The following is a 21,964-nucleotide window of genomic DNA, read 5'->3' on the forward strand; positions in this document are numbered from 1 at the left end:
CACTAATATGGATGGCCAGTTCAGTCTTGAAAATGTACCAAGTTCTGCTAGAACTTTGAAAGTCAGCTATATTGGAATGAAATCCCAAGAGGTTGCCATCAAAACAGGAACCATAAAAATCATACTCCAACCGGACTCTGAAGTTCTGGAAGAAGTAGTAGTAACAGGTATGCAGAAAATGGACAAACGATTGTTTACGGGAGCCTCAACGAAACTAACGGCAGACAACGTGAAGCTAAACGGTATGGCCGACATCAGCCGTGGATTGGAAGGACGGGCTGCCGGTGTATCTGTTCAAAATGTATCAGGAACATTCGGTACAGCCCCTAAAATTCGTGTACGTGGCGCTACATCTATCTACGGTAGCTCCAAGCCGCTGTGGGTAGTAGACGGCGTTATCATGGAAGACGTAGTGGAAGTATCGGCAGACGAATTGTCATCGGGTAATGCAGAAACTTTGATTTCTTCTGCCATTGCCGGTTTGAATGCCGACGACATCGAGAGCTTCCAAATCCTGAAAGACGGTTCTGCAACCTCCATTTACGGTGCACGCGCTATGGCAGGTGTAATTGTAGTAACCACCAAAAAAGGTAAAGCAGGACAAAACCATATCAGCTACACGGGCGAATTTACAATGCGTCTGAAGCCAAGCTACAACACTTACAATATCATGAATTCACAAGACCAAATGGCCGTTTACCAAGAATTGGCACAAAAAGGCTATTTGAACTATGCGGAAATCGCCAATGCATCCAGCAGCGGTGTGTACGGGAAAATGTACCAGCTCATCTCCGAGTACGACAGAACATCGGGACAATTCGGATTAATCAATAGCGAAAGCGCCAAAGCAGAATACTTACGTGCAGCAGAATACCGCAACACCGATTGGTTCGACCGCCTATTTTCTACCAGCATCATGCACAACCACTCGGTCAGCCTATCTTCCGGTACTGAAAAAGCACAGCATTATGTATCAGCCAGTGCAATGTTAGATCCGGGATGGTACCAACAAAGTTCCGTACAACGTTTCACAGCCAACTTGAATTCTACATTCAAACTTTCAAAGCAACTTGATTTCAACTTGATCGGAAATGCTTCCTACCGTAAACAAAAAGCACCGGGAACACTGGGCAGCGAAACCGATCCCGTATCAGGAGAAGTGAAACGAGACTTCGATATCAACCCCTATTCATACTCTATGAATACCTCACGTACGCTCAACCCCAATGAGTTCTACACTCGTAATTATGCCCCATTCAATATATTCAATGAACTGGAAAATAACTACATGAAATTGGGCGTAGGCGACTTCCGACTGACAGGACGCCTCACCTACAAGCCCTGCTCAAAAGTCGAATTATCCTTACTGGGCGGTATCCAAAGCACCACTACCTCGCAAGAGCACTTCATCGAAGACAACTCCAACCAGGCACAAGCCTATCGCGCCATGCCTACAGCTACCATACGCGACAAAAATCCGTTGCTATATACCGACCCCGACAACATTTATGCACTGCCTATCAGCATTCTCCCCAACGGTGGTATCTACGAGCGCACCGACCGCAATATGTTCAAATGGGATATGCGTGCATCTGTCAGTTACAACGATGTGTTCAATGAAAAACACATTGTCAATTTCTATGGTGGTATGGAAACCAACTCGGTAGACCGCCACTCCACATGGTTCCGCGGATGGGGTATGCAATATTCAATGGGCGAAGTAGCCAATTACGCTTACCAAGCGTTTAAAAAAGGCCAAGAAGAAAACTCACAATATTATACTCTCACCAACCGCCACGAACGCAGCGCAGCCTTCTTTGGCAACGCCACATACTCTTACAAAGGAAGATACACGCTGAATGGTACAATCCGTTACGAAGGAACCAACTCACTTGGAAAAAGCCGCACAGCACGGTGGTTACCCACATGGAACGTTGCCGCTTCATGGAATATGCACGAAGAAGAATGGTTCAAAACATTGGAACCGACGCTGTCGCACCTGACACTGAAAGGTTCTTACTCTTTAACCGCCGAACGTCCTTCTGTAACGAACGCATACGCCATCATCGGCTCAAAAACTCCTTGGCGTCCGTTTGCCAGCGTCAACGAAAGTATGCTGTATGTAAAAGAAGTAGCCAACCAGGAACTTACTTATGAGAAAAAGCATGAGTTCAACTTCGGATTGGCTACCGGATTCCTCAATAACCGTATCAATTTGGAAGTAGATTGGTACAGCCGCCGCAACTACGACTTGATCGGATTGGCCACCACGCAAGGATTGGGCGGACAAATCCAAAAGTATGGAAATATCGCCACCATGAAATCAAGTGGTGTGGAGCTTAGCCTTACTACCACCAATATTAAGACAAAAGATTTCTCATGGACTACCAATATCATCTACTCACACTCTAAAAACGAAGTAACCAAGTTGAAAACAAGCAAACGCATTATCGACCTTGTTTCGGGCAACGGTTTCGCGCAAGAGGGATATCCCGTACGTTCTCTTTTCTCCATCCCCTTCAAAGGGTTGAACCAGGAAGGACTTCCTACTTTCCTTGACCAAGATGGAAACATCTCCACAACAGGTATCTACTTCCAAACGAGCGACCCCGAAAAACTCGGTTTCCTCGAATACTCCGGCAATGTAGACCCAACAGACGTTGGTAGCTTCGGCAACATCTTCCGCTACAAAGGACTATCATTAAACGTATTCATTACTTACTCCTTCGGTAATGTGGTAAGGCTCGACCCCGTATTTAAGAAAGAATACAATGACCTGACCGCTACCCCCAAAGAGTTCAACAACCGTTGGATAGTCCCAGGCGATGAAAACAAGACAGACATTCCTGTAATAGCTTCCAAACGCCAGAACAAGAATGACACCAACCTGTCATACGCATACAATGCATACAACTACTCTACGGCACGCATTGCCAAAGGAGACTTTATCAGGATGAAGGAAATCTCAGTGGGCTACGACTTCCCGAAACATCTTGTTGCACCATTGAAACTATCCAGTCTTTCACTGAAACTTCAAGGCACCAACCTGTTCCTGCTTTACGCAGACAAGAAGCTCAACGGTCAAGACCCGGAATTCTTCAACACCGGTGGTGTAGCTGCTCCTACTCCCAAACAATTTACACTGACATTAAAGTTAGGTATTTAATAGCAAAAACAAACTGAATATGAAAAAATACAATAAATTATACAATGCCTTCATGTTGACTTTGTCGGCATTGACCTTGGCAAGTTGCAACGATTTCCTTGACACTATGCCGGACAATCGCGCACAACTTGACAGTGAAGAGAAAATACAAAGCATCTTAACTTCTGCCTACATCGACCATGAACCCGTTCTGGTAGCAGAATTGGTTTCAGACAATATGGACGATTACGGCGCCAACAACCCCAATACCAATCGCTGGTTTGACGAAACATTTGCTTGGAAAGACGAAACGGAAGACGCTAATGAGTCTCTGAACAGTTTTTGGGAATCTGCCTTTGTAGCTATTGCTTCCGCCAACGAAGCTCTGCAAGCCATCGAAGAGATGGGCACTGCCACTAATTCTCTGAAAGAATGTAAAGCAGAAGCCTTGCTCTGCCGTGCCTACAATCATTTTATGCTGGGATGCATGTTCTGCAAGCCCTACACAGCTACGGCTTCCAATGATTTAGGACTTCCGTACATCGAACATCCCGAAACGGAACTCAACCCACAATACGAACGCGGCACACTTGCCGAACTTTACAGCAAAATAGACCGCGACATCCAAGAAGCCTTGCCGTTGATAGGAGATTCGCACTACAAAGTGCCCAAGTATCATTTCAACACCAAAGCAGCTTATGCATTTGCCTGCCGTTTCTACCTATATTACGAGAAATGGGAAGAAGCAATTAAATACGCCAACCTATGCCTGGGCTCGCAACCCAAAACCATGTTGCGTGACTGGAAAGGCATGGCAAACATGACCCAGCAAGCGGATGCAATCACCAACGAATACGTGAATGCCAATTCCAACGCCAATCTGTTAATGCTTACAGGATACTCTACACTGGGAATCGTATTTGGTCCTTATCGGAATTACTCCCGCTACAGCCACGGGCAATATCTTGCCATGAACGAAGACATGAGAGCGACCAATATCTGGGGTGGCGCACTCAGCTTCTACATGACTCCGAAAGTGTATACCGGAACCAATATGGATAAAACCATCTTCTGGAAAATGCCATATATGTTTGAATATACCGATCCGGTAGCAGGTATCGGTTATAACCATACGGTTTATCCGGCATTTACCACTGACGAATGTCTTTTGAACCGGGCAGAAGCCTACATATTGCTCAAACAATATGACGAAGCGGCAACCGACCTCACTACATGGATGCAAAACATCACCAAAAGCACCAAGACACTTACGCCGGCAAACATTGCCCAGTTCTACGATGCGCAGGAATACTCTTATTCGGACGCAGAGGGCTTGCAGTCTACCCTCAAGAAACACCTCAACCCTGCTTTCCAAATAGAAGAAGAAGGCAGCACGCAAGAAAATATGCTGCAATGTATGCTCGGTTTCCGCCGTATCGAGACAATGCACGCCGGATTGCGCTGGTTCGACATCAAACGTTATGGCATTGAAATCCCGCGCCGCGTGATGAATGCTTCAGGAACTCCGCAGTATAAGAGTGATTTCTTGAGCAAAGATGACAAACGGCGCGCGCTTCAAATACCACTCAAAGTACGCGAAGCCGGATTAGAAGCAAATCCACGTTAATTTTTCCACCAACTATTAAAACAGAATTTATGAAAAAGCAAATCTATAAATTGTTCTTGTCGGTTCTTCTCATCGCCGTTGCTGCGTGTTCGTCGGACGAACCGGACTACAACAGAAGTGTTATCACACCGGGAAACACGGAAAGCACTGAATTTGACTCTTGGCTGGAAGCCAATTTTGTCAATCCGTATAACATCGCATTCAAATATCGCTACGAGGATATTGAATCCGACTTCGATTACTACGTAGTACCTGCCGACTACAACAAGGCTATCAAATTAGCTCATTTGGTAAAATACCTGTGTGTAGAGACTTATAATGAGGTAGCAGGTGTGGATTTCACTTGCGAGTATTTCCCCAAAATGTTTTTCACCATCGGCGAATGGGAGTACAAAAACAACGGAACCTTCATCTTGGGAACGGCAGAGGGCGGACGTAAAATCCTGCTGGCAGGTGTGAACGACCTGGACCGGTACATACAAAACGCAAATATGCTCAACCACTATTATTTCAAAACAATACACCATGAATTTACCCATATCCTGAACCAGACAAAACCCATTCCTACGGATTTCCAGTTGGTAACGGGCAACGGCTACGTAGCAGACAGTTGGAGTGAAGAACCTTTCAACCAGATTTATCTGTCGCGTGGGTTCATCTCCTCCTATGCACAGCACTCCTATCAGGAAGACTTCGCCGAAATGATGTCTATCTACATCACCAACGACGAAGCATCGTGGGAAAATATGCTCGAAGGGGCCAGCAGCGAAAGCCTCGCCCTCATCCAGCAGAAGTTGGATATTGTAAAAAGCTACATGAGCACTTCTTTCGGCATCGACTTAGATGTATTGCGCAACACACTACAACGCCGCCAGAACGAAGTTTTCAGTGGCAAAGTAGACCTTGAAGACCTGACCGTTAAATAACTAAAACATCATGATTATGAAACTCAATAGAACATTACTCTATATTCTTGCAATGCTTCCGGCATTATTATTGCAATCGTGCCTGAAAAACCAAGAAGATATTTTTGACGCTCCCTCTTCTATCCGTATGCAGGAGATGCTCGACAATACCAAGAAGATACTTACCAGTTCGGAAGAAGGATGGATATTCGACTATTATCCAGACCGTTATCTGTCGTATGGCGGCTTTGTCTACACCGTAAAGTTTGACAATCAAGAAGCTACAGTGGGTTCGGAGCTTGCCCCAGGAGTGTTTGAGTCAAGTCTTTATAAGATGACCAACGACAACGGGCCGGTATTGTCATTCGACTCATACAACACACTGATGCATTTCTTTTCTACTCCTTCTTCCTCGCATTACGAAGGTTATGACGGCGACTTTGAATTTATCATTATGGAAGCGACCGACGACCTGATTACATTGCGCGGCAAACGTACAGGAAACGAAATGTACCTGCGCCGCCTGACGAAAACTGCTGCCGACTACATCAACGCCATTTCTGCCGTCAGCGAGAATCTCATTCTTTCTTCCGCAACCGGAACGGCTGGCACACAAGAACTGATATGCAGCATCGACCTGGACAGTCGTTATATGGAGTTTACTTATATGAAAGGCGACGAAGGCATCGTGGCAGGCAACAGCTTCATCCCGAGCGAAACGGGTATCCGCTTCTACCAACCGATAGAAATCAATGGCGCCAGCATCTCGGAATTGGCTTATAATGCGGATACTTACACATTCTCAGGCAAGGATTCGGCAGGCAATGACGTAACGCTGACGGGCAACCTTCCCGCAGATTATACGCCATTTGACCAGTTTGCCGGCACGTATGAACTCAATTACCATTATGGTTCTATCGACGTGACACTGGTAGCGGATAAAGAAAACAACCGTTATCTGATTCAAGGACTCAACGACAACTACAACGTAGTAGCCAACTATGTGAGGTCAAAAGGATATCTGAACATTACCTCGCAGAAAGTTGGCGAAAGCGGTGGCAAACAAATATGGCTGTGTGGTTGGGGACTGGATGCAGAAGGCTATTTCTCATGGTCTACCGAGTGCGGAATGTTCCTGGTAAAAGACACGGCAAAGGAAGGAACCTATAAGTTTGTAACCAATACTTATCTGGATACACCGGCAGATTCCTTTATCCTTTACGAATTCAACGGTGCGCCGTCCTCCAATACAACACTCGGAGGAGCCTCCGCTCCCTGGCTTATTAATGATGAATACCGTGTCCCCTATCCGACATCTATTGTAAAAAAATAAACGCGTACACATATGAAAAAGATATTTAGCCTCCTATTATTCGCACTTTGTGCAATAAGCTATACCGCTTGTACAAACGAGGAAGGTATAGAATATGTTCAGGAATCCTCCATCAAGATTGTCAGCCGGGACGTAAGTTTCCCGGCGGCAGCCTCACAAGGCACTATCGAAGTGGAAGCACCGGGCGAAATTAGCGTAAAGACATCCGGTCAAGGATGGTGCACCACTACCGTGTCAGGTTCTACCATTCAGGTCAATGTCGAACAGAACCCCGGCCTGGAAGGGCGTACCTCCATGCTTACCATCCGTTGCGGTGCCGATTCCACCCGCATTGCAGTACATCAGTCGGGAGTAATCTTTGAGTTGAGTGCCGGTTCGCAAATCATGGCTGACGACAAAGCCGCCACTTATTCATTCGACCTTACCTGCAACACCGAACTCACGCTGAACTCTTCCGAAGAATGGATTTCGGTAGCTGTTGAAGACGGAAAGATGAACATCACCTTGAAAGAGAACAACACCGGACACATCCGTAAAGGCAACATCACTTATACTGCCGGCACTTATCAAGACGCCATCCAAGTGACACAATGTGAATTTGACAAAGACTTGGCAGGTGATTACAGGCTATACTTCACCGACGCTGAGGATGGAAAACTGAAATACCTCTCCACCACTTTAAGCAAGTCGGGAAATACATACAGTATCCTGCTGAACGGACTCAACCTTACTATCCCTGTCGCATACAACCAAAAGACTAGGGAACTTACGGTCAACGGAGGGAAATACATGGGTGATTACGGAAGTTACAAAGTACACACAGTAATTTGGGATACCAACGAAGGCTACTTGACATGGGATACATCCGTGAGCATGGCAGGCACATTTGAATATGGCGAAGAAGAGGACGGAAAATATACCATCTTATCTTTCAAAGACAATGGTTCGTGGGGTAATTATCATCCCGATGCCATTTGTCTGGAAGCCTTCACTGCCACTCCCCCATCCAAAGAAACACGTGTTGGGTCACTAATGGGAATGGTAGAGCCTTTCCTATACAGAACTCACGACGATGAAATTCCAGCAATAGCCTCTGCCCTGAAAATCAATACGGCAAAAAGGTGTACCGGATTTTCTATACGCTAAACCGTCTGCAATACACACCAAACAATAAGACAAACCGCTTCAGCCAATCCCCGCAGATGGCTGAAGCGGTTTGTCAATCAATACAGTTACAGATTAATAATCAGCCTGTTACAGCACATATATGCGCTGCGTGCAGGAGATATAGATGCTGGACGCAAGATATATAGATGCTACACGCAGGACATATATGCGGTGGAAACAGGAGCTATATCTCCCGCAAATCGGTCCTATGAAGAGCGAACAAAACAGTCTCTTAGTAAGCAATTACGAGCGGCGCACGTAACTTCTGCGCATACTCAGCCAGGTAATTATTCCATGCGTCAGCCGTCTTGATAGCAGCCTTATCCCAGGCCGAACCCCAGTAATAAGTATATTCAGAGCCCGGTTCGTATTCGCTGACAGCCAGCACATGGCCGTCGGCACCGCCACGCTCCTTCTTCTCCTCTTCGGAGAAAAGAACCGCTTTTGCCTCCTTCACCTGTGCGGGGAATGCAGCACCGACAAATATCTTGCCGTTCGCACCGCTGCGGTCGGTCGTAGGGTCAACGTAAGCAATATAACCGTTGGCGGCATCGGCGGCAACCACACCGTCCGGCTCGCGCAGCACAAGCCCTGTAACCACAGGCATTGCCTCTTTCAGATTGGTATATGAAATAACAGCTTTGTTGAGGTATGAGCCTGCATCCAAAGAGATAACACGAGTTTCCACTACGTTAGAGTCTCCACGAACTACAAGCGGATTGAACTCCAGCTTTACAGTAAAGCGTAACGGGCCGTTGTCGAGGATTTCCTGCGTGCGGTAACAGTAAGGGTAGATAATCGTATCGCCCGCCATCAAAGCAGCCGTACCGCCGCCCAATGTGGGCCCTACGGCGTAGCAGTCCATCCCGTATCCGTGGTCGATGTGGTAAGAGATGGCACGTCCCAGTTCGGCAGCCGCTTTCGGGTCTGTCTTTCTCAGTTCGGCTATCTGTGCACGCTTCTCCTTGTTCAGCTCCTCGGCATACATACTCTCCAGGACAGGCTCGGTAGTATTGTACTTCGTGAAGATGTCGTAGCCGAAGCCACGCTCGTTGCGCGCCTGCAAGGCGGGGCCGTAAGCACGGAAACCTACAAGGTCGTTCTCCCAGGCAACATCGTCCAGGCGTTCGGGGTAGTATTTGCCGCAGGCAATGACTCCGAACGGTTCCGGAGTGCCCGGCTGAATGGTGTAGGTAGCCGTAGCGCTGGCCTCCACCGCAGCCGGGAAAATCACTTTCCCGTCGTATGTCACTTGGTAAGGCACCTGCCGGCCGTTGGCATCAAGTACGACAATCTGTGCCGTGTCTGCCAGTTGCAGCTTTGCAACGACATCGCTCATGGGCACTTCAACCATCTCTCCCGCACGTTTCAAAGCCAAAGGGTTGGTCACGCTGACCGTCACCGCCTGCTTGTTTCCGGCACAGGAAGCAAAAGCCGTCAGAGCGGCAGCAAGCAGAAAAAATATCTTCTTCATGATTGATTCTTATTGAAACAAAAAGTAAGGTGACAGATGAAAAGAGGATGCTCTTTGCCATGCTATCACCTTACGGATTAATCTTCTATGTTCTATTATTTCGGTTGTTTTCCGATATAAGCAAGGATACCGCCGTCTACGTAAAGCACATGACCGTTGACAGCGTTAGACGCCTCGGAAGCAAGGAACACGGCAGGACCGGTCAACTCTGCCGGGTCCAGCCAACGACCTGCCGGAGTCTTGGCGCAGATGAACGAATCGAACGGGTGGCGGCTTCCGTCGGCCTGCGGCTCACGGAGCGGAGCAGTCTGCGGAGTAGCGATGTAACCCGGGCCGATACCGTTACACTGGATGTTGTATTCACCGTATTCGGAGCAGATGTTGCGTGTCAGCATCTTCAGACCGCCCTTAGCGGCAGCGTAAGCAGATACAGTTTCACGACCCAGCTCAGACATCATAGAACAGATGTTGATGATTTTACCGGCACGTTTCTCCATCATGGCGGGAAGAACGGCCTTAGCTACGATGAACGGAGCGTTCAGGTCGATGTCAATCACACGGCGGAAATCGGCAGCGTCCATCTCGTGCATGGGAACACGGCGGATGATACCTGCGTTGTTTACAAGAATATCAATCGTACCTACTTCTTTGGCAATCGTAGCAACCATAGCCTGAACGGCCGGTTCGTCTGTCACGTCACATACGTAACCGTGAGCCTTGATACCCTTTTCTGCATAAGCGGCCATACCTTTGTCTACCAACTCCTGATTGATGTCGTTAAAACAAACCGTAGCACCTTGTTCTGCAAAAGCAGAAGCGATGGCAAAACCGATACCGTAAGAAGCACCTGTAACGAGGGCTACTTTACCTTCCAAAGAAAAATTCAAAAACTGGTTCATAATTTTCTGGTTATTAAATGATGATAATTATTTTAGTTGTTTATTTCAAGTCTGTTATCAAAGAGAAGTCCTGGTCGCCATAGTCGAGGTTCTCGCCGCCCATACCCCAGATAAAGGTGTAGTTGTGCGTAGCGGCGGCCGAGTGGATAGACCATTCGGGCGAAAGCACCGCCTGGTCGCCCTTCATCCATATGTGGCGTGTTTCGTCCACTTCGCCCATGAAGTGGCAGATGGCGTGGTCTTCGGGGATTTCAAAGTAGAAATAGGCTTCCATACGGCGGCTGTGCACGTGTGCCGGCATGGTGTTCCACACGCTTCCCGGAGCCAGTTCGGTCATACCCATCTGCAACTGGCAGGTGGGCAATACCTGATTGACCAGCATTTTGTTGATGTTGCGATGGTTGGAACCTTCCAAAGAACCCATTTCGGCCACTACCGCGTCGGCTTTCGTCACTTTGCGGTCGGGGTAGTTGCGGTGGGCGGTCAGCGAGTTGAAGTAGAATTTGGCGGGATGTGCGGCATCCTTGCTTTCGAAGGTCACTTCACGGTCGCCCGAACCTAAGTAAAGGGCTTCTTTGTAATCGAGCACGAATTCGGCATCGCCTGCCTTTACGATACCGGGACCGCCCACGTTGTAAATACCAATCTCGCGGCGGGTGAGGAAGAAAGGTGCTTTCAAAGGGTCAATCGCTTCGAGCGTCAGTACCTCTCTTACCGGAAAAGCTCCACCCACTACCATACGGTCGTACATGGAATATACCATATTCACTTCATTGGGGACAAATATCTTTTCAATCAGAAAATCTCTGCGGATTCTTGCAGTATCATAACTCTTTGCATCTTCGGGATGCGCAGCATAGCGAATTTCATAGTTCGTTTTCATACCTTGTTTTATTATATAATTACTGACTGGGATTTCTTTCTCTGTGCACACCGTTTGCGTACACGATGCAAAAATAGCAAAAGAAAACGGGTTTACCTTGCAATTTTGTTCTAATTATCCATCAAAAATGTCCAAAGCTGTTGCAACGTGTGCTTTTTTAACGAACTATAATAGGATGGGAAAGAGATTTTTCGGTTCGCTCCCTCCCCCATGCAGGAACTTACTGAAAACGAAGAAAGCCCCAAGAGATTGTCTCTTAGGGCTTTTCTTCGTTTGGTTGTTGGACTACCAAGATTCGAACTTGGACAAACAGAACCAAAACCTGTTGTGCTACCATTACACCATAGTCCAAACTTATGTGCTTTCTGTTAAAAAGCGATGCAAAGATAGAGGTTTGCAAGCAAACCTCCAAACTTTTCATGCATTTTTTTCTTTGCTACTCTCAATTAATTGCCGGAATTTACTTCGCAATCAGGAGATAGTAGTTCTTTTTACCGCGTTGAACCAGCAGATATTTCTCGTCGAGCAGGTCGGCCACCGTAACCACCTGGTCGAATGCTGCCAGCTTCTCTTTGTTGAGCGAAACGCCGCCGCCCTGAACCATCTTGCGCATCTCGCCTTTCGAAGCGAATACGGCAGCATTGTCAACAAACAGGTCTACCGCCTTCACGCCTTCTGCCAGCGCATCGCGCGAAATCTCGAACTGGGGCACTCCTTCGAACACTGCCAACAGGGTTGCTTCGTCAAGTTTGCGCAGGGCATCGGAAGTGGCATTGCCGAACAGGATGTTCGAAGCGTCTACCGCAGCATTGTAATCCTCTTCGGAGTGAACCATTACGGTCACCTCTTTGGCAAGGCGCTTTTGGAGGATGCGCAGGTGCGGTGCTGCCTGATGTTCGGCAATGAGTGCTTCGATTTCTTCCTTTTCGATGGAGGTGAAAATCTTGATGTAGCGTTCGGCATCAGTGTCGCTCACGTTGAGCCAGAACTGGTAGAACTTATAGGGTGAAGTGTAGCGGGGATCGAGCCATATGTTGCCCGATTCCGTCTTGCCGAACTTGCCTCCGTCGGCTTTCGTAATCAACGGGCAGGTGAGTGCGAACACCTCTCCTCCGTTGGTGCGGCGCACCAGTTCGGCACCGGTAGTGATGTTTCCCCATTGGTCGGAACCGCCCATCTGGAGTTTGCAGCCTTTCGTCTGATAGAGGTGAAGGAAGTCGTAGCCCTGGAGGAGCTGGTAAGTGAATTCGGTAAACGACAATCCGTCGCGCGCTTCGCCGTTGAGACGACGCTTCACGGAGTCTTTTGCCATCATATAGTTGACAGTGATGTGCTTGCCTACCTCGCGGGCGAAGTCGAGGAAGGTGAAGTCTTTCATCCAGTCGTAGTTATTCACCAGTTCGGCGCGGTTGGGTACGTCCGATTCAAAGTCCAGGAACTTGGCAAGCTGTTTTTTGATGCAGTCCTGGTTGTGGCGCAAGGTCTCTTCGTCGAGCAGGTTGCGTTCGGCCGACTTGCCCGAAGGGTCGCCAATCATACCCGTGGCGCCGCCAATGAGTGCCAACGGCTTATGGCCGCAGCGTTGGAAATGGCGAAGAATCATCACTCCACAAAGGTGGCCTATGTGCAGTGAATCGGCAGTGGGGTCGATGCCCAGATAGGCAGTCACTTGTTCTTTGCCCAACAACTCTTCCGTTCCCGGCATGATGTCCTGCAACATACCGCGCCATCTCAATTCTTCTACAAAATTCATCGTATTATCTGTTTAATTATTAGTTTTTGTTCTTTTTCAATCCTGTAAGTGGCAAAAGTACGACACTTTCTCGAAAGATACAACTGTTAAGCCTTAAAAAAGAGATTTTGGATATTCCGGCGGAGGACGGCACGCAGTGTCTCCGCTTCCACTCCGCGCACCTGGGCGGCACGGCGGATGATTTCGCCGATGTCGAGCGGGCTTTCGTCGGTCTCCAGGAAGAGGCGGTCGTCGGGTATCAGTCTCATGGTTTCGGGAGGATAATGCTCGCCCAATGAGAGGTAGAAGCCTTGCCGGAGTAGTTGTGCCGCCTGCTGGGGTTTTCCACGGAAGCCGTGCCATATCCAGGGTTGCAGGGGACGGAGCTGCTTCTTTATTGCTAAGAGTTGCTCCATTGCCTTGACGCAGTGGATGATGAGGGGCAGGCGGTAGGTTTCGGAGAGGTGTACCTGTGCGGCGAAGGCTTTTGCCTGAGTCTCCATCGGGGCGGCGGCGAGTTTGTCGAGCCCCGCCTCTCCGATTGCCACTATCTGCTTGTGGGGCAGGCGGTGGGCAAGCATCTGCAATTGGCGGCCGGCATCGGCTTCCGCCAGTTGCCAGGGATGGACGCCCACGGAATAGCAACAGCCTTCGGCGAAGGGCGGTGCTTCCGACAGCCGGTAGTTGACAATGGCTTTGCCACCGAGGCCGGCTTCCTGTTTATGGGTATGGATATCGAGCATGGGGAAAAGGCAGACGTTTCACGGCACGGGGTCGTAGCCCGAACCGCCCCAGGGATGGCATCGCAGAATGCGCCGCACGGTGAGGTAAAGCCCTTTCAGGGGGCCGTGCTTCTTGATGGCTTCGACGGCATAGGCGGAGCAGGTGGGCGTAAATCGGCACGAAGGGGGTGTGAGCGGCGAGATGCACGCGCGGTAAAAGTAGACGGGGAGCAGCAGCAGGAGCGAGCAGGCGCTTCTCAGAAACCGTTTCACGGATGTCCATGCGAGGGATATCCCGTCACTGTGCGGTTTCATAAGGAGAGTTTTTCGGAGATGCGCGCGAGCGCTGTTTTCATTTTCTCTTCCAGTTCGGCAGTGGCTACGAGTTCGTCCGAGAGGTAGATGAAGGCGATGGCAATCCGGCGGCCGCTGTGTTGCAGCGCGGCTGTGAGCAGGTCTTTGTTCTTGCGATAGGCTTCGCGTATCTGACGTTTCACGCGGTTGCGTTTCACCGCCCGCTTGAAGCGCCGTTTCGACACGCTGACAAGGATGGAGGCTGCCGCTTCTCCTTGCTCCACGGGCATATATACGACGCGTATCGGAAAGATGGAGAACGACTTCGACGCGCCGCCTTCAAACATCTTTCCGATTTGCGTTTTGCTGTTCAGCCTTTCGGCTTTGCACAAGGTGTATATACCCACAGCTTGGTTTATTTGTTGTTTTCTTTGATAAACATATCGAGCGCGGCTGTCATCGACGGTGCCTGCACGGTGGGCGCTTCGAGGTCGAGGCGGAGTCCGGCGTCGCGTACGGCCTGCGCGGTGGTTGCCCCGAATGTTCCTATCTTGATGTCCTTCTGGTCGAAGTCGGGGAAGTTCTTCTGCAAGGAGGCCACTCCTGCCGGGCTGAAGAATACGAGCATATCGTAGTCGAACGCTTCGGATGTGAAGTCGTTGCTCACTGTGCGGTACATCACGCCTTCGGTATGCTGTATTCCGCTCTTGTCGAGCAGGTTTTTCACATCGTCGTTGTGCACGTCGGACATGGGGACGAAATATTTCTCCGCTTTATGTTTCACGATGGAAGGCATGAGGTCTTCCAGTTTTCCGGTAGCTCCGAAGAAGATTTTGCGTTTGCGGTATTGTACATACTTCTGGATATACAGGGCCACTGCTTCCGTGACGCAGAAATACTTCATGGTCTCGGGGATGGTTACACGCAGTTCTGTGCACAGACCGAAAAAGTGGTCGATGGCATGACGCGAAGTGAAAATAACAGCAGTATGGTCGAGAATCGAAATCTTCTGTTGCCGAAATTCTTTTGCCGAAAGACTTTCGACCTTGATAAAGGGACGGAAGTCTATGGTTACGCCATACTTCTCTGCTATGTCGTAATAGGGAGACTTCTCTGATGCAGGCTTAGGCTGCGACACAAGTACTTTTTTAATTTTCAACGTCCTAAAATTTTATTAGCAAAATATTATTCATTCGAATCAGACCTTGATAGAGTAGCAGGCAAGGTATGATTTCAAGGGCGCAAAAGTACACAATTAAAAGGAAAAGCCCGTTAAATTGATGGAAAAAAAACTTTATCCACTTATAAAACATCAACATTTTAGCGAAAATTAAAACAATAGAACCAATTAAAATCAGATTGGTGAGGCTCAAGTCGAAATAGACCAGAAAAAGTACGAGCGGAAAAAGGGCGAATCCGGCATAATAAATGAGTGCCGAATAGGATTCGAGCCACATATTTGTCAGGTTTTTATCAAAGAACACCCAGCCCAGAAACATATAAAGCAGCCATTTGAGTATGAAATAGGCGAGGCAGAAGCCGACGTATGTTCCCAACACGAGGAGGGGGGAGACGCGTTCCATGAGTTGGGGGGTGGTGTCGTGAAAATAGTTGAAGAAGGTGATTCCCGACAGCACGCACGTCTGCACCACAAGTACGAGGAGGTAGCGGATGTCGCCCACCGTGGAGCTGTCGAAGATGCTCGCCCGTTGGCGGTGCAGCAGGAAGTCTTTCGCTTGCTGCGTAAGGAATTTCTTCCCGCGCGACAGGGCGAGAGAGGAGAGGAAGAAGCAGGCGAGCAGGGTGAGCGAGATGGCATCGTCCGTGCGGGGCGCGTAGGAGACGGGGGTTCCCTCGAACCCTGCACCGGATTCCTGTGCCGTGTGGGTTGCAACGGGTGCGGGCAGGGTGTCGTTCGCTGCCTGTGCCGAAAGCGGCTGCGCTTGCTGGAAGAGCGGCAGGGTGTCGGTGTGCAGGGTGTCTATTGTGTCGCTCCTTGTCATATCGCTGCAAATTTACAGATGGAAGCGTCCCATACGGGAGTTTCGTAAAGCAGGCGCACGGCCTCTTCGGGCGTGTGTGCCACCCGCCATATGTCTGCGTGCTGCCGGCGCATGAAGTTCTCGCCGATGGCTTTCTCGAGCATTTCGAGCAACGGGTTGAAGAATCCGTCCACATTGAGTATGACAATGGGGTTGAGATAGAGTCCGAGTTGCTTCCAGGTGATTATCTCGAGTAGTTCTTCGAGCGTGCCGCACCCGCCCGGCAGGGCGATGACGGCGTCGCTCAGGCTGGCCATCGTCTGCTTGCGTTCGTGCATGGAGTCTACTTCGATGAGTTCGGTCAGTCCCGTATGGTGCCAGTTCTGCTCTATCATGAAGCGGGGGATGACTCCGGTGACCGCGCCGCCGTTCTCCAGCACCGCATCCGCCACCGAGCGCATCAGCCCGATGCTTCCGGCTCCGTTGACGAGACGGATGCGGTGCCGGGCAAGCAACTGTCCGAGCCGGCGGGCTGCTTCAAAGTAAACGGGGGCTATTCGGGTGCTCGATGCGCTGTAGACGCATACGGAGTTTATACGGTTCATCTTCATCACGCTGTACTTAGGGGTTATTATGTCGACGGGCGCAAAATTACTAAAAAATTCCGTTATTCGTGTTTATCTTCCCGGGATTATCCGTTGCCTTCTTTCCGTGCTCCGCACAGGTGCTCTGTGGCGTACGTGCAGGAGACGTATGCGCTGCGTGTTGGATATATATCTCCTGCACGCACGGTATATATACGCTGCACGCAGGAGATATATGCGCTGTACGCAAACGGAGAAAGCCATTCCCTGCGACTGCCCACAAGTGTATGCAGCCCGCAAAGAATGGCTTTCTATCCATAACGAGTTTCTGAACGACCCTCTTACATGGTCTTGTTACAAAGCGAAGGCAGCCTTGATTTTATCCACATAGTCGAGTTTCTCCCAGGTGAACAGCTCCACGTCTACCGTCTTGTCGCCCTCGTAGCGGGAGAAGAACTTCTTGGTAACCACCTGCGGTTCGCGTCCCATGTGGCCGTAAGCGGCAGTTTCCTGGTAGATGGGGTTGCGGAGTTTCAGACGCTCTTCGATGGCCTTCGGACGGAGGTCGAACAACTGGTCGATGACGCGGGCAATCTCTCCGTCGGTCATGTTGACATGAGAACGGCCGTACGTATCTACAAAGATGTTGATGGGGCGCGCTACGCCGATGGCGTAACTTACCTGCACCAGCATCTCGTCGGCCACGCCTGCCGCTACCATGTTCTTGGCAATGTGGCGTGCGGCATAGGCTGCGCTGCGGTCTACCTTGCTGGGGTCTTTGCCCGAGAAAGCGCCGCCGCCGTGTGCGCCCTTGCCGCCGTAAGTATCGACGATAATCTTGCGGCCTGTCAAGCCGGTGTCGCCGTGCGGGCCGCCGATAACAAACTTCCCGGTAGGGTTGACGTGATAGATAATCTTGTCGTTGAACAGTGCCAGCACCTTGTCGTGGTGGATGGAAGCGATGACACGGGGCATCAGGATGTCGATTACATCGCGGCGGATGACGGCCAGCATCTCTTCGTCGGCCTTCAACTGTGCCTCCTGCGAATGGTCCGCAGGTTGGATAAAGTCGTCGTGCTGCGTAGAGACGACGATGGTGTCGATGCGAACGGGGGTTCCGTTGTCGTCGTATTCAATGGTAACCTGGCTCTTGGCGTCGGGGCGCAGATAGGTCATCACTTCGCCTTCGCGGCGGATGTCGGCAAGCACTTGCAGGATGCGGTGTGCCAGGTCGAGCGAGAGGGGCATATAGTTTTCCGTCTCGTTGGTGGCGTAGCCGAACATCATACCCTGGTCGCCTGCGCCCTGTTCCATCGGGTCCTGGCGCTCCACGCCGCGGTTGATGTCGGGGCTTTGCTCATGGATGGCGGACAATACACCGCAGGAGTTGCTCTCAAACATATACTCTCCTTTGGTATAGCCGATTTTCTTAATCACTTCGCGCGCGATGAGCTGGAGGTCAACGTACGCTTTTGTTTTCACTTCACCCGCCAGCACTACCTGTCCCGTAGTCACCAGTGTTTCGCAAGCTACTTTCGAACTGGGGTCGTAGGCCAACAGTTTGTCAAGTACGGCGTCCGATATCTGATCGGCTACCTTGTCGGGGTGTCCTTCTGACACCGATTCGGATGTAAATAAGTATCCCATCTTTGTTGAATTAAAAATTAAGAATTGAGAATTAAAAAATAATCGAGCAGGAGAGGAGGTGAGTGCTGCGGGGAGACAAGCCGAAAGGCGTCGGTAAGACGTGTTTTAGCATTTTTTTCCGTGGTTGCAAGCTACTCAAATCTGTCCACACTTTCATTTCGGCGGCAAAGATAAAGAGTTTTTGGAGATAATGCGTATCTTCGGGGGGTATTTAACACATAAATACGGTTGCCGCACCGCTATCGATTGACTATTCACCGGCCATCTCTTTCATCGTCTTTCCCGACACGGGATGCACCACTTCGGGCGCAATCTCCGCCAGTGGACGCATCACGAAGTCGCGCTCCGCCATCAGCGGATGGGGAAGGGTAAGCTCCGCACCCGAAGGGGAGGTGGCGGAAAGCACCAGGTCTTCATAAAGCAGGAGGTCGATATCGATGAGACGGTCGCTGTATACGCCGCCGACCGATTTCTTCGTGCGCCCCAACTCGCGTTCAATCGCCTGCGTCTGCTGTAATACTTCCCAGGGAGAGAGTGCCGTATCCACGCAGGCGGCGGCATTGAGGAAACTGTTGTCGGAGGCAAAGCCCCACGGGGCGGTGACATAAAAAGCAGACAGGGAAACGACTTTCCCTATCTGCTTTTCTATCTTTTGCACGGCATCGCGGAGATTCTGTTCCTTGTCTCCCAAGTTTGTGCCGAGGCCTACATATACTTTTGCCATTATTTATCCAAAATCAGCATCGCATCTCCGTAGGTACCGAAGCGGTAACCCTCTTTCAACGCCACATTGTAGGCATCCATCACCTGCTCGTATCCGCCGAAAGCCGCCACAATCATCAGCAGTGTGGAAAGCGGCATATGGAAGTTGGAAATCATCGAATTGGCCACGGTGAATTCATACGGCGGGAAGATGAACTTGTTGGTCCATCCCTCGAATTCCTTCAGGTGTCCGTCGGTGCTCACGGCGCTTTCGATGGCGCGCATCACGGTCGTGCCCACCGCGCAGACATTCTTGCCTGTATCCTTCGCCCGGTTGACGGTCTTCACTGCGAGTTCGTCTACAAACATCTGCTCGGAGTCCATCTTGTGCTTCGTCAGGTCTTCCACATCGATGTCGCGGAAGTTGCCCAATCCGGCGTGGAGGGTGATGTAGGCAAAATCGACGCCTCTGATTTCGAGACGCTTCATCAGCTCGCGGCTGAAGTGCAGGCTGGCAGTCGGAGCAGTCACCGCACCTTCGTTCTTCGCGAAGATGGACTGGAAGCGTTCGGCATCCTCCGGCTCCACCGGACGGTTGATGATGGAGTGAGGAAGGGGCGTTTCGCCCAGTTCGTAGAGGGCTTTCTTGAATTCATCGTGAGGGCCGTCGTAAAGGAAACGGAGCGTACGTCCGCGCGAGGTGGTATTGTCAATTACTTCCGCCACCATCGAGTCGTCGGGGCCGAAATACAGCTTGTTGCCGATGCGAATCTTACGGGCAGGGTCTACCAATACGTCCCACAAACGGAGTTCTTCGTTCAGCTCACGCAACAGGAACACTTCGATACGCGCACCCGTCTTCTCCTTGTTACCGTACAAACGGGCAGGGAACACTTTCGTATCGTTGAAAATAAACACATCCTTGTCATCAAAGTAGTCCAACACTTCCTTGAACATCTTGTGCTCAATCTTACCGGTCTTACGGTGCAGCACCATCAAACGAGACTCATCCCTGTATTTCATAGGGTGCAGAGCAATCTTATCCTCGGGCAACTTAAATTTGAATTGTGATAATTTCATATCTATTCCTTATTACGTTAATTATTTTCTTCCTCATTTTCTATCTCCTGACCGTCAATCCACGCTTTGAAGTGTTCTGGATTGAGGCAGTCTTCCAGGCGGACGTCGCCCACACGGGTGCGAACCAGCCCTGTCAGGTGGGCGCCGCTGTGGAGTGCCTCACCGATGTCGCGTGCCAGGGCGCGGATATACGTCCCCTTGCTGCATACGACGCGAATCCGAATCATCGGCTCGGGAATGTCCAGGCGGCACTCCTGCAACTCAATCTCGTCGATGACAAGCTGCTTCGCCTTCAGTTCGACCTCCTCGCCTTTGCGTGCCAGCTCGTAGGCACGCTTCCCGTCTACCATGCAGGCGGAGAAGGCGGGCGGAACCTGCTCTATCGTACCGACGAAGCGTGTCAGCACCTCTTCCACCAGCTCCCGCGTGATATGTTCGGTAGGGTAGGTGGCGTCTATCTCATGCTCCAAATCGTACGACGGCGTGGTGGCTCCCAACCGGAGCGTAGCGACGTACTCCTTCGTATGGTATTGGAACTCTTCGATTCTCTTCGTTGCCTTACCCGTACATACAATCATGACTCCTGTCGCAAGGGGGTCCAGCGTGCCGGCATGGCCCACTTTCAGTTTCTTCACCCCTATCCGCCGGCAGATGTGGTAACGGGCGTGCCCCACTACCTTGAACGATGTCCAGCCAAGAGGTTTGTCGAAAAACAGTACTTCTCCTTTTTTAAAATTCATCAGCTCCATATAATCGTTACCAATCCCGCTATCGCGCAGTAGATAGCGAAATAGATTAGTTTTCCTTTCTTCACCACATTAATCATCCACTTGCAAGCCAGGCAGCCCGCCACGAAAGCGGCGAGGAAACCGACAACAAGCGACAAGGCGGGGATGTCGCCTACCACATCTTCGCCCTTCATCATCTTCATCCCGTCGAGCAACGCTTCTCCCAAAATGGGCGGAATGACCATCAGGAAGGAGAATTGTGCCAGCTTCGCCTTGTCGGCGCCCAGCAGCAGTCCCGTAGCGATGGTAGAACCCGAACGGGAGAGTCCCGGCATCACCGCGCAGGCTTGTGCGATACCGATAATCAAGGCGTCCTTCATCGAGATGTTCTCTTTCTGGCGCGGCTTGTAGTAGTAAGAGAAGGTGAGCAGGGCGGCAGTGAGCAGCAACATACAGCCCACGATGAGCAGTCCCGAACCGAAAATCTCTTCTACATAGTCCTTAAAGAACACGCCTACGATACCGATGGGCATCATTGAAACCAGTATGTTGATGACGTAGCGTGTCTCGTCGTTCATCCGGAACTTGAACAGTCCCCGGAAAATCCAGTCTATCTCTTTCCATAAAATCACCAACGTGCTGCACACCGTAGCCACGTGCACCACTATCGTAAAGGCAAGGTTCTCTTCACCCTCTACACCAAACAGCGCCGACCCGATAGCCAGATGGCCACTGCTACTTACAGGCAAATACTCGGTCAATCCCTGAATCAGTCCGAGCACCAATGCTTCCAGCCAACTCATAACTCTATTTATTCTTCTTTATTTGTAAGCACCCGGGGTTTATGCAACACGGCATATATCATAAACAAAAAACCGAACAGGCAGACGGCAGGCGCCACCTTTATTCTGCGTACACTGAAAATATCGGGTTCGAAAACCGTTTCGGACGACGAGGGTCCGGACATCAACAGGAAGCCGATGATAACAACCGCCATTCCTATCGCGAGCAAGATAAAGTTCACTTTATCGAAGGCAAATTTCCGCTTGTCAGACATAGT

Annotated in this window: 21 protein-coding genes and 1 tRNA gene; 5 read left to right on the top strand and 17 right to left on the bottom strand. The window is 50.2% G+C overall.

The window, feature by feature from the left end; genetic code table 11:
- The 5 genes from QZ331_RS00005 to QZ331_RS00025 form a co-directional block, all read left to right on the top strand.
- Positions 1–3,166 (top strand): SusC/RagA family TonB-linked outer membrane protein (locus QZ331_RS00005; RefSeq protein WP_294626847.1); only part of this gene is annotated, 3,166 nt, incomplete at its 5' end.
- A 19-nt stretch (positions 3,167–3,185) separates the two neighbouring features.
- Positions 3,186–4,772, top strand: a complete 1,587-nt coding sequence (locus QZ331_RS00010; protein ID WP_294626849.1) for a RagB/SusD family nutrient uptake outer membrane protein — start codon at positions 3,186–3,188, stop codon at positions 4,770–4,772.
- Between the two features lie 29 nt (positions 4,773–4,801).
- Positions 4,802–5,698: a putative zinc-binding metallopeptidase gene (locus tag QZ331_RS00015; RefSeq protein WP_294626851.1), complete on the top strand. Its 897-nt coding sequence runs from the start codon at positions 4,802–4,804 to the stop codon at positions 5,696–5,698.
- Positions 5,699–5,714: 16 nt separating this feature from the next.
- Positions 5,715–7,010, top strand: coding sequence for a DUF4302 domain-containing protein (locus QZ331_RS00020; protein ID WP_294626853.1), 1,296 nt, complete (start codon positions 5,715–5,717; stop codon positions 7,008–7,010).
- 12 nt (positions 7,011–7,022) lie between these two features.
- Positions 7,023–8,156: a BACON domain-containing protein gene (locus tag QZ331_RS00025; RefSeq protein WP_294626855.1), complete on the top strand. Its 1,134-nt coding sequence runs from the start codon at positions 7,023–7,025 to the stop codon at positions 8,154–8,156.
- 253 nt (positions 8,157–8,409) lie between these two features.
- Here QZ331_RS00025 and QZ331_RS00030 read toward each other — a convergent pair whose 3' ends face one another.
- The 17 genes from QZ331_RS00030 to QZ331_RS00110 all read right to left on the bottom strand — a co-directional run bounded on the left by QZ331_RS00030 (position 8,410) and on the right by QZ331_RS00110 (position 21,961).
- A complete protein-coding gene (locus QZ331_RS00030) occupies positions 8,410–9,651 on the bottom strand; it encodes a DUF4861 domain-containing protein (RefSeq protein WP_294626857.1) in 1,242 nt (413 codons plus the stop codon).
- Between the two features lie 95 nt (positions 9,652–9,746).
- Positions 9,747–10,550, bottom strand: coding sequence for a gluconate 5-dehydrogenase (locus QZ331_RS00035; RefSeq protein WP_294626859.1), 804 nt, complete (start codon positions 10,548–10,550; stop codon positions 9,747–9,749).
- Positions 10,551–10,590: 40 nt separating this feature from the next.
- Positions 10,591–11,433: a 5-dehydro-4-deoxy-D-glucuronate isomerase gene (kduI, locus tag QZ331_RS00040; RefSeq protein ID WP_294626861.1), complete on the bottom strand. Its 843-nt coding sequence runs from the start codon at positions 11,431–11,433 to the stop codon at positions 10,591–10,593.
- Between the two features lie 280 nt (positions 11,434–11,713).
- Positions 11,714–11,784, bottom strand: a tRNA-Gln gene (locus QZ331_RS00045).
- 109 nt (positions 11,785–11,893) lie between these two features.
- Complete coding sequence (gene tyrS / locus QZ331_RS00050) at positions 11,894–13,186, bottom strand: tyrosine--tRNA ligase (RefSeq protein ID WP_294626863.1); 1,293 nt, start codon at positions 13,184–13,186, stop codon at positions 11,894–11,896.
- 86 nt (positions 13,187–13,272) lie between these two features.
- A complete protein-coding gene (locus QZ331_RS00055; RefSeq protein ID WP_294626865.1) occupies positions 13,273–13,908 on the bottom strand; it encodes a TatD family hydrolase in 636 nt (211 codons plus the stop codon).
- Positions 13,909–13,926: 18 nt separating this feature from the next.
- On the bottom strand, positions 13,927–14,202 hold the full coding sequence (gene yidD, locus QZ331_RS00060; protein ID WP_294626867.1) for a membrane protein insertion efficiency factor YidD: 276 nt from the start codon (positions 14,200–14,202) through the stop codon (positions 13,927–13,929).
- The gene (gene rnpA / locus QZ331_RS00065; RefSeq protein WP_294626869.1) at positions 14,199–14,588 is read right to left on the bottom strand and encodes a ribonuclease P protein component; all 390 of its coding nucleotides are present in this window, start codon (positions 14,586–14,588) and stop codon (positions 14,199–14,201) included. The genes yidD and rnpA overlap by 4 nt, the downstream gene beginning before the upstream one ends.
- Before the next feature lie 8 nt (positions 14,589–14,596).
- Complete coding sequence (locus tag QZ331_RS00070) at positions 14,597–15,340, bottom strand: uroporphyrinogen-III synthase (protein WP_294626870.1); 744 nt, start codon at positions 15,338–15,340, stop codon at positions 14,597–14,599.
- Positions 15,341–15,344: 4 nt separating this feature from the next.
- Positions 15,345–16,184: a DUF4271 domain-containing protein gene (locus tag QZ331_RS00075; RefSeq protein WP_294626872.1), complete on the bottom strand. Its 840-nt coding sequence runs from the start codon at positions 16,182–16,184 to the stop codon at positions 15,345–15,347.
- Positions 16,181–16,768, bottom strand: a complete 588-nt coding sequence (locus QZ331_RS00080; RefSeq protein ID WP_294626873.1) for a TIGR00730 family Rossman fold protein — start codon at positions 16,766–16,768, stop codon at positions 16,181–16,183. The genes QZ331_RS00075 and QZ331_RS00080 overlap by 4 nt, the downstream gene beginning before the upstream one ends.
- Before the next feature lie 333 nt (positions 16,769–17,101).
- On the bottom strand, positions 17,102–18,394 hold the full coding sequence (metK, locus tag QZ331_RS00085) for a methionine adenosyltransferase (RefSeq protein ID WP_294626875.1): 1,293 nt from the start codon (positions 18,392–18,394) through the stop codon (positions 17,102–17,104).
- Between the two features lie 250 nt (positions 18,395–18,644).
- The gene (folK, locus tag QZ331_RS00090) at positions 18,645–19,118 is read right to left on the bottom strand and encodes a 2-amino-4-hydroxy-6-hydroxymethyldihydropteridine diphosphokinase (protein WP_294626876.1); all 474 of its coding nucleotides are present in this window, start codon (positions 19,116–19,118) and stop codon (positions 18,645–18,647) included.
- Positions 19,118–20,176 (bottom strand): tRNA preQ1(34) S-adenosylmethionine ribosyltransferase-isomerase QueA, encoded by a 1,059-nt coding sequence (queA, locus tag QZ331_RS00095; protein WP_294626878.1) that lies wholly within the window; start codon positions 20,174–20,176, stop codon positions 19,118–19,120. Before queA ends, folK begins: the two co-directional genes overlap by 1 nt.
- 17 nt (positions 20,177–20,193) lie before the next feature.
- Positions 20,194–20,916: a tRNA pseudouridine(55) synthase TruB gene (truB, locus tag QZ331_RS00100; RefSeq protein WP_294627236.1), complete on the bottom strand. Its 723-nt coding sequence runs from the start codon at positions 20,914–20,916 to the stop codon at positions 20,194–20,196.
- Entirely contained in the window at positions 20,916–21,707 is a 792-nt protein-coding gene (locus tag QZ331_RS00105; protein ID WP_294626880.1) for an undecaprenyl-diphosphate phosphatase, read from the bottom strand. Before QZ331_RS00105 ends, truB begins: the two co-directional genes overlap by 1 nt.
- A gap of 8 nt (positions 21,708–21,715) precedes the next feature.
- On the bottom strand, positions 21,716–21,961 hold the full coding sequence (locus QZ331_RS00110; RefSeq protein WP_294626882.1) for a DUF3098 domain-containing protein: 246 nt from the start codon (positions 21,959–21,961) through the stop codon (positions 21,716–21,718).
- Positions 21,962–21,964 lie beyond the last annotated feature (3 nt).

This window comes from uncultured Bacteroides sp., assembly GCF_910586915.1.
Classification (GTDB): Bacteria; Bacteroidota; Bacteroidia; order Bacteroidales; family Bacteroidaceae; genus Bacteroides.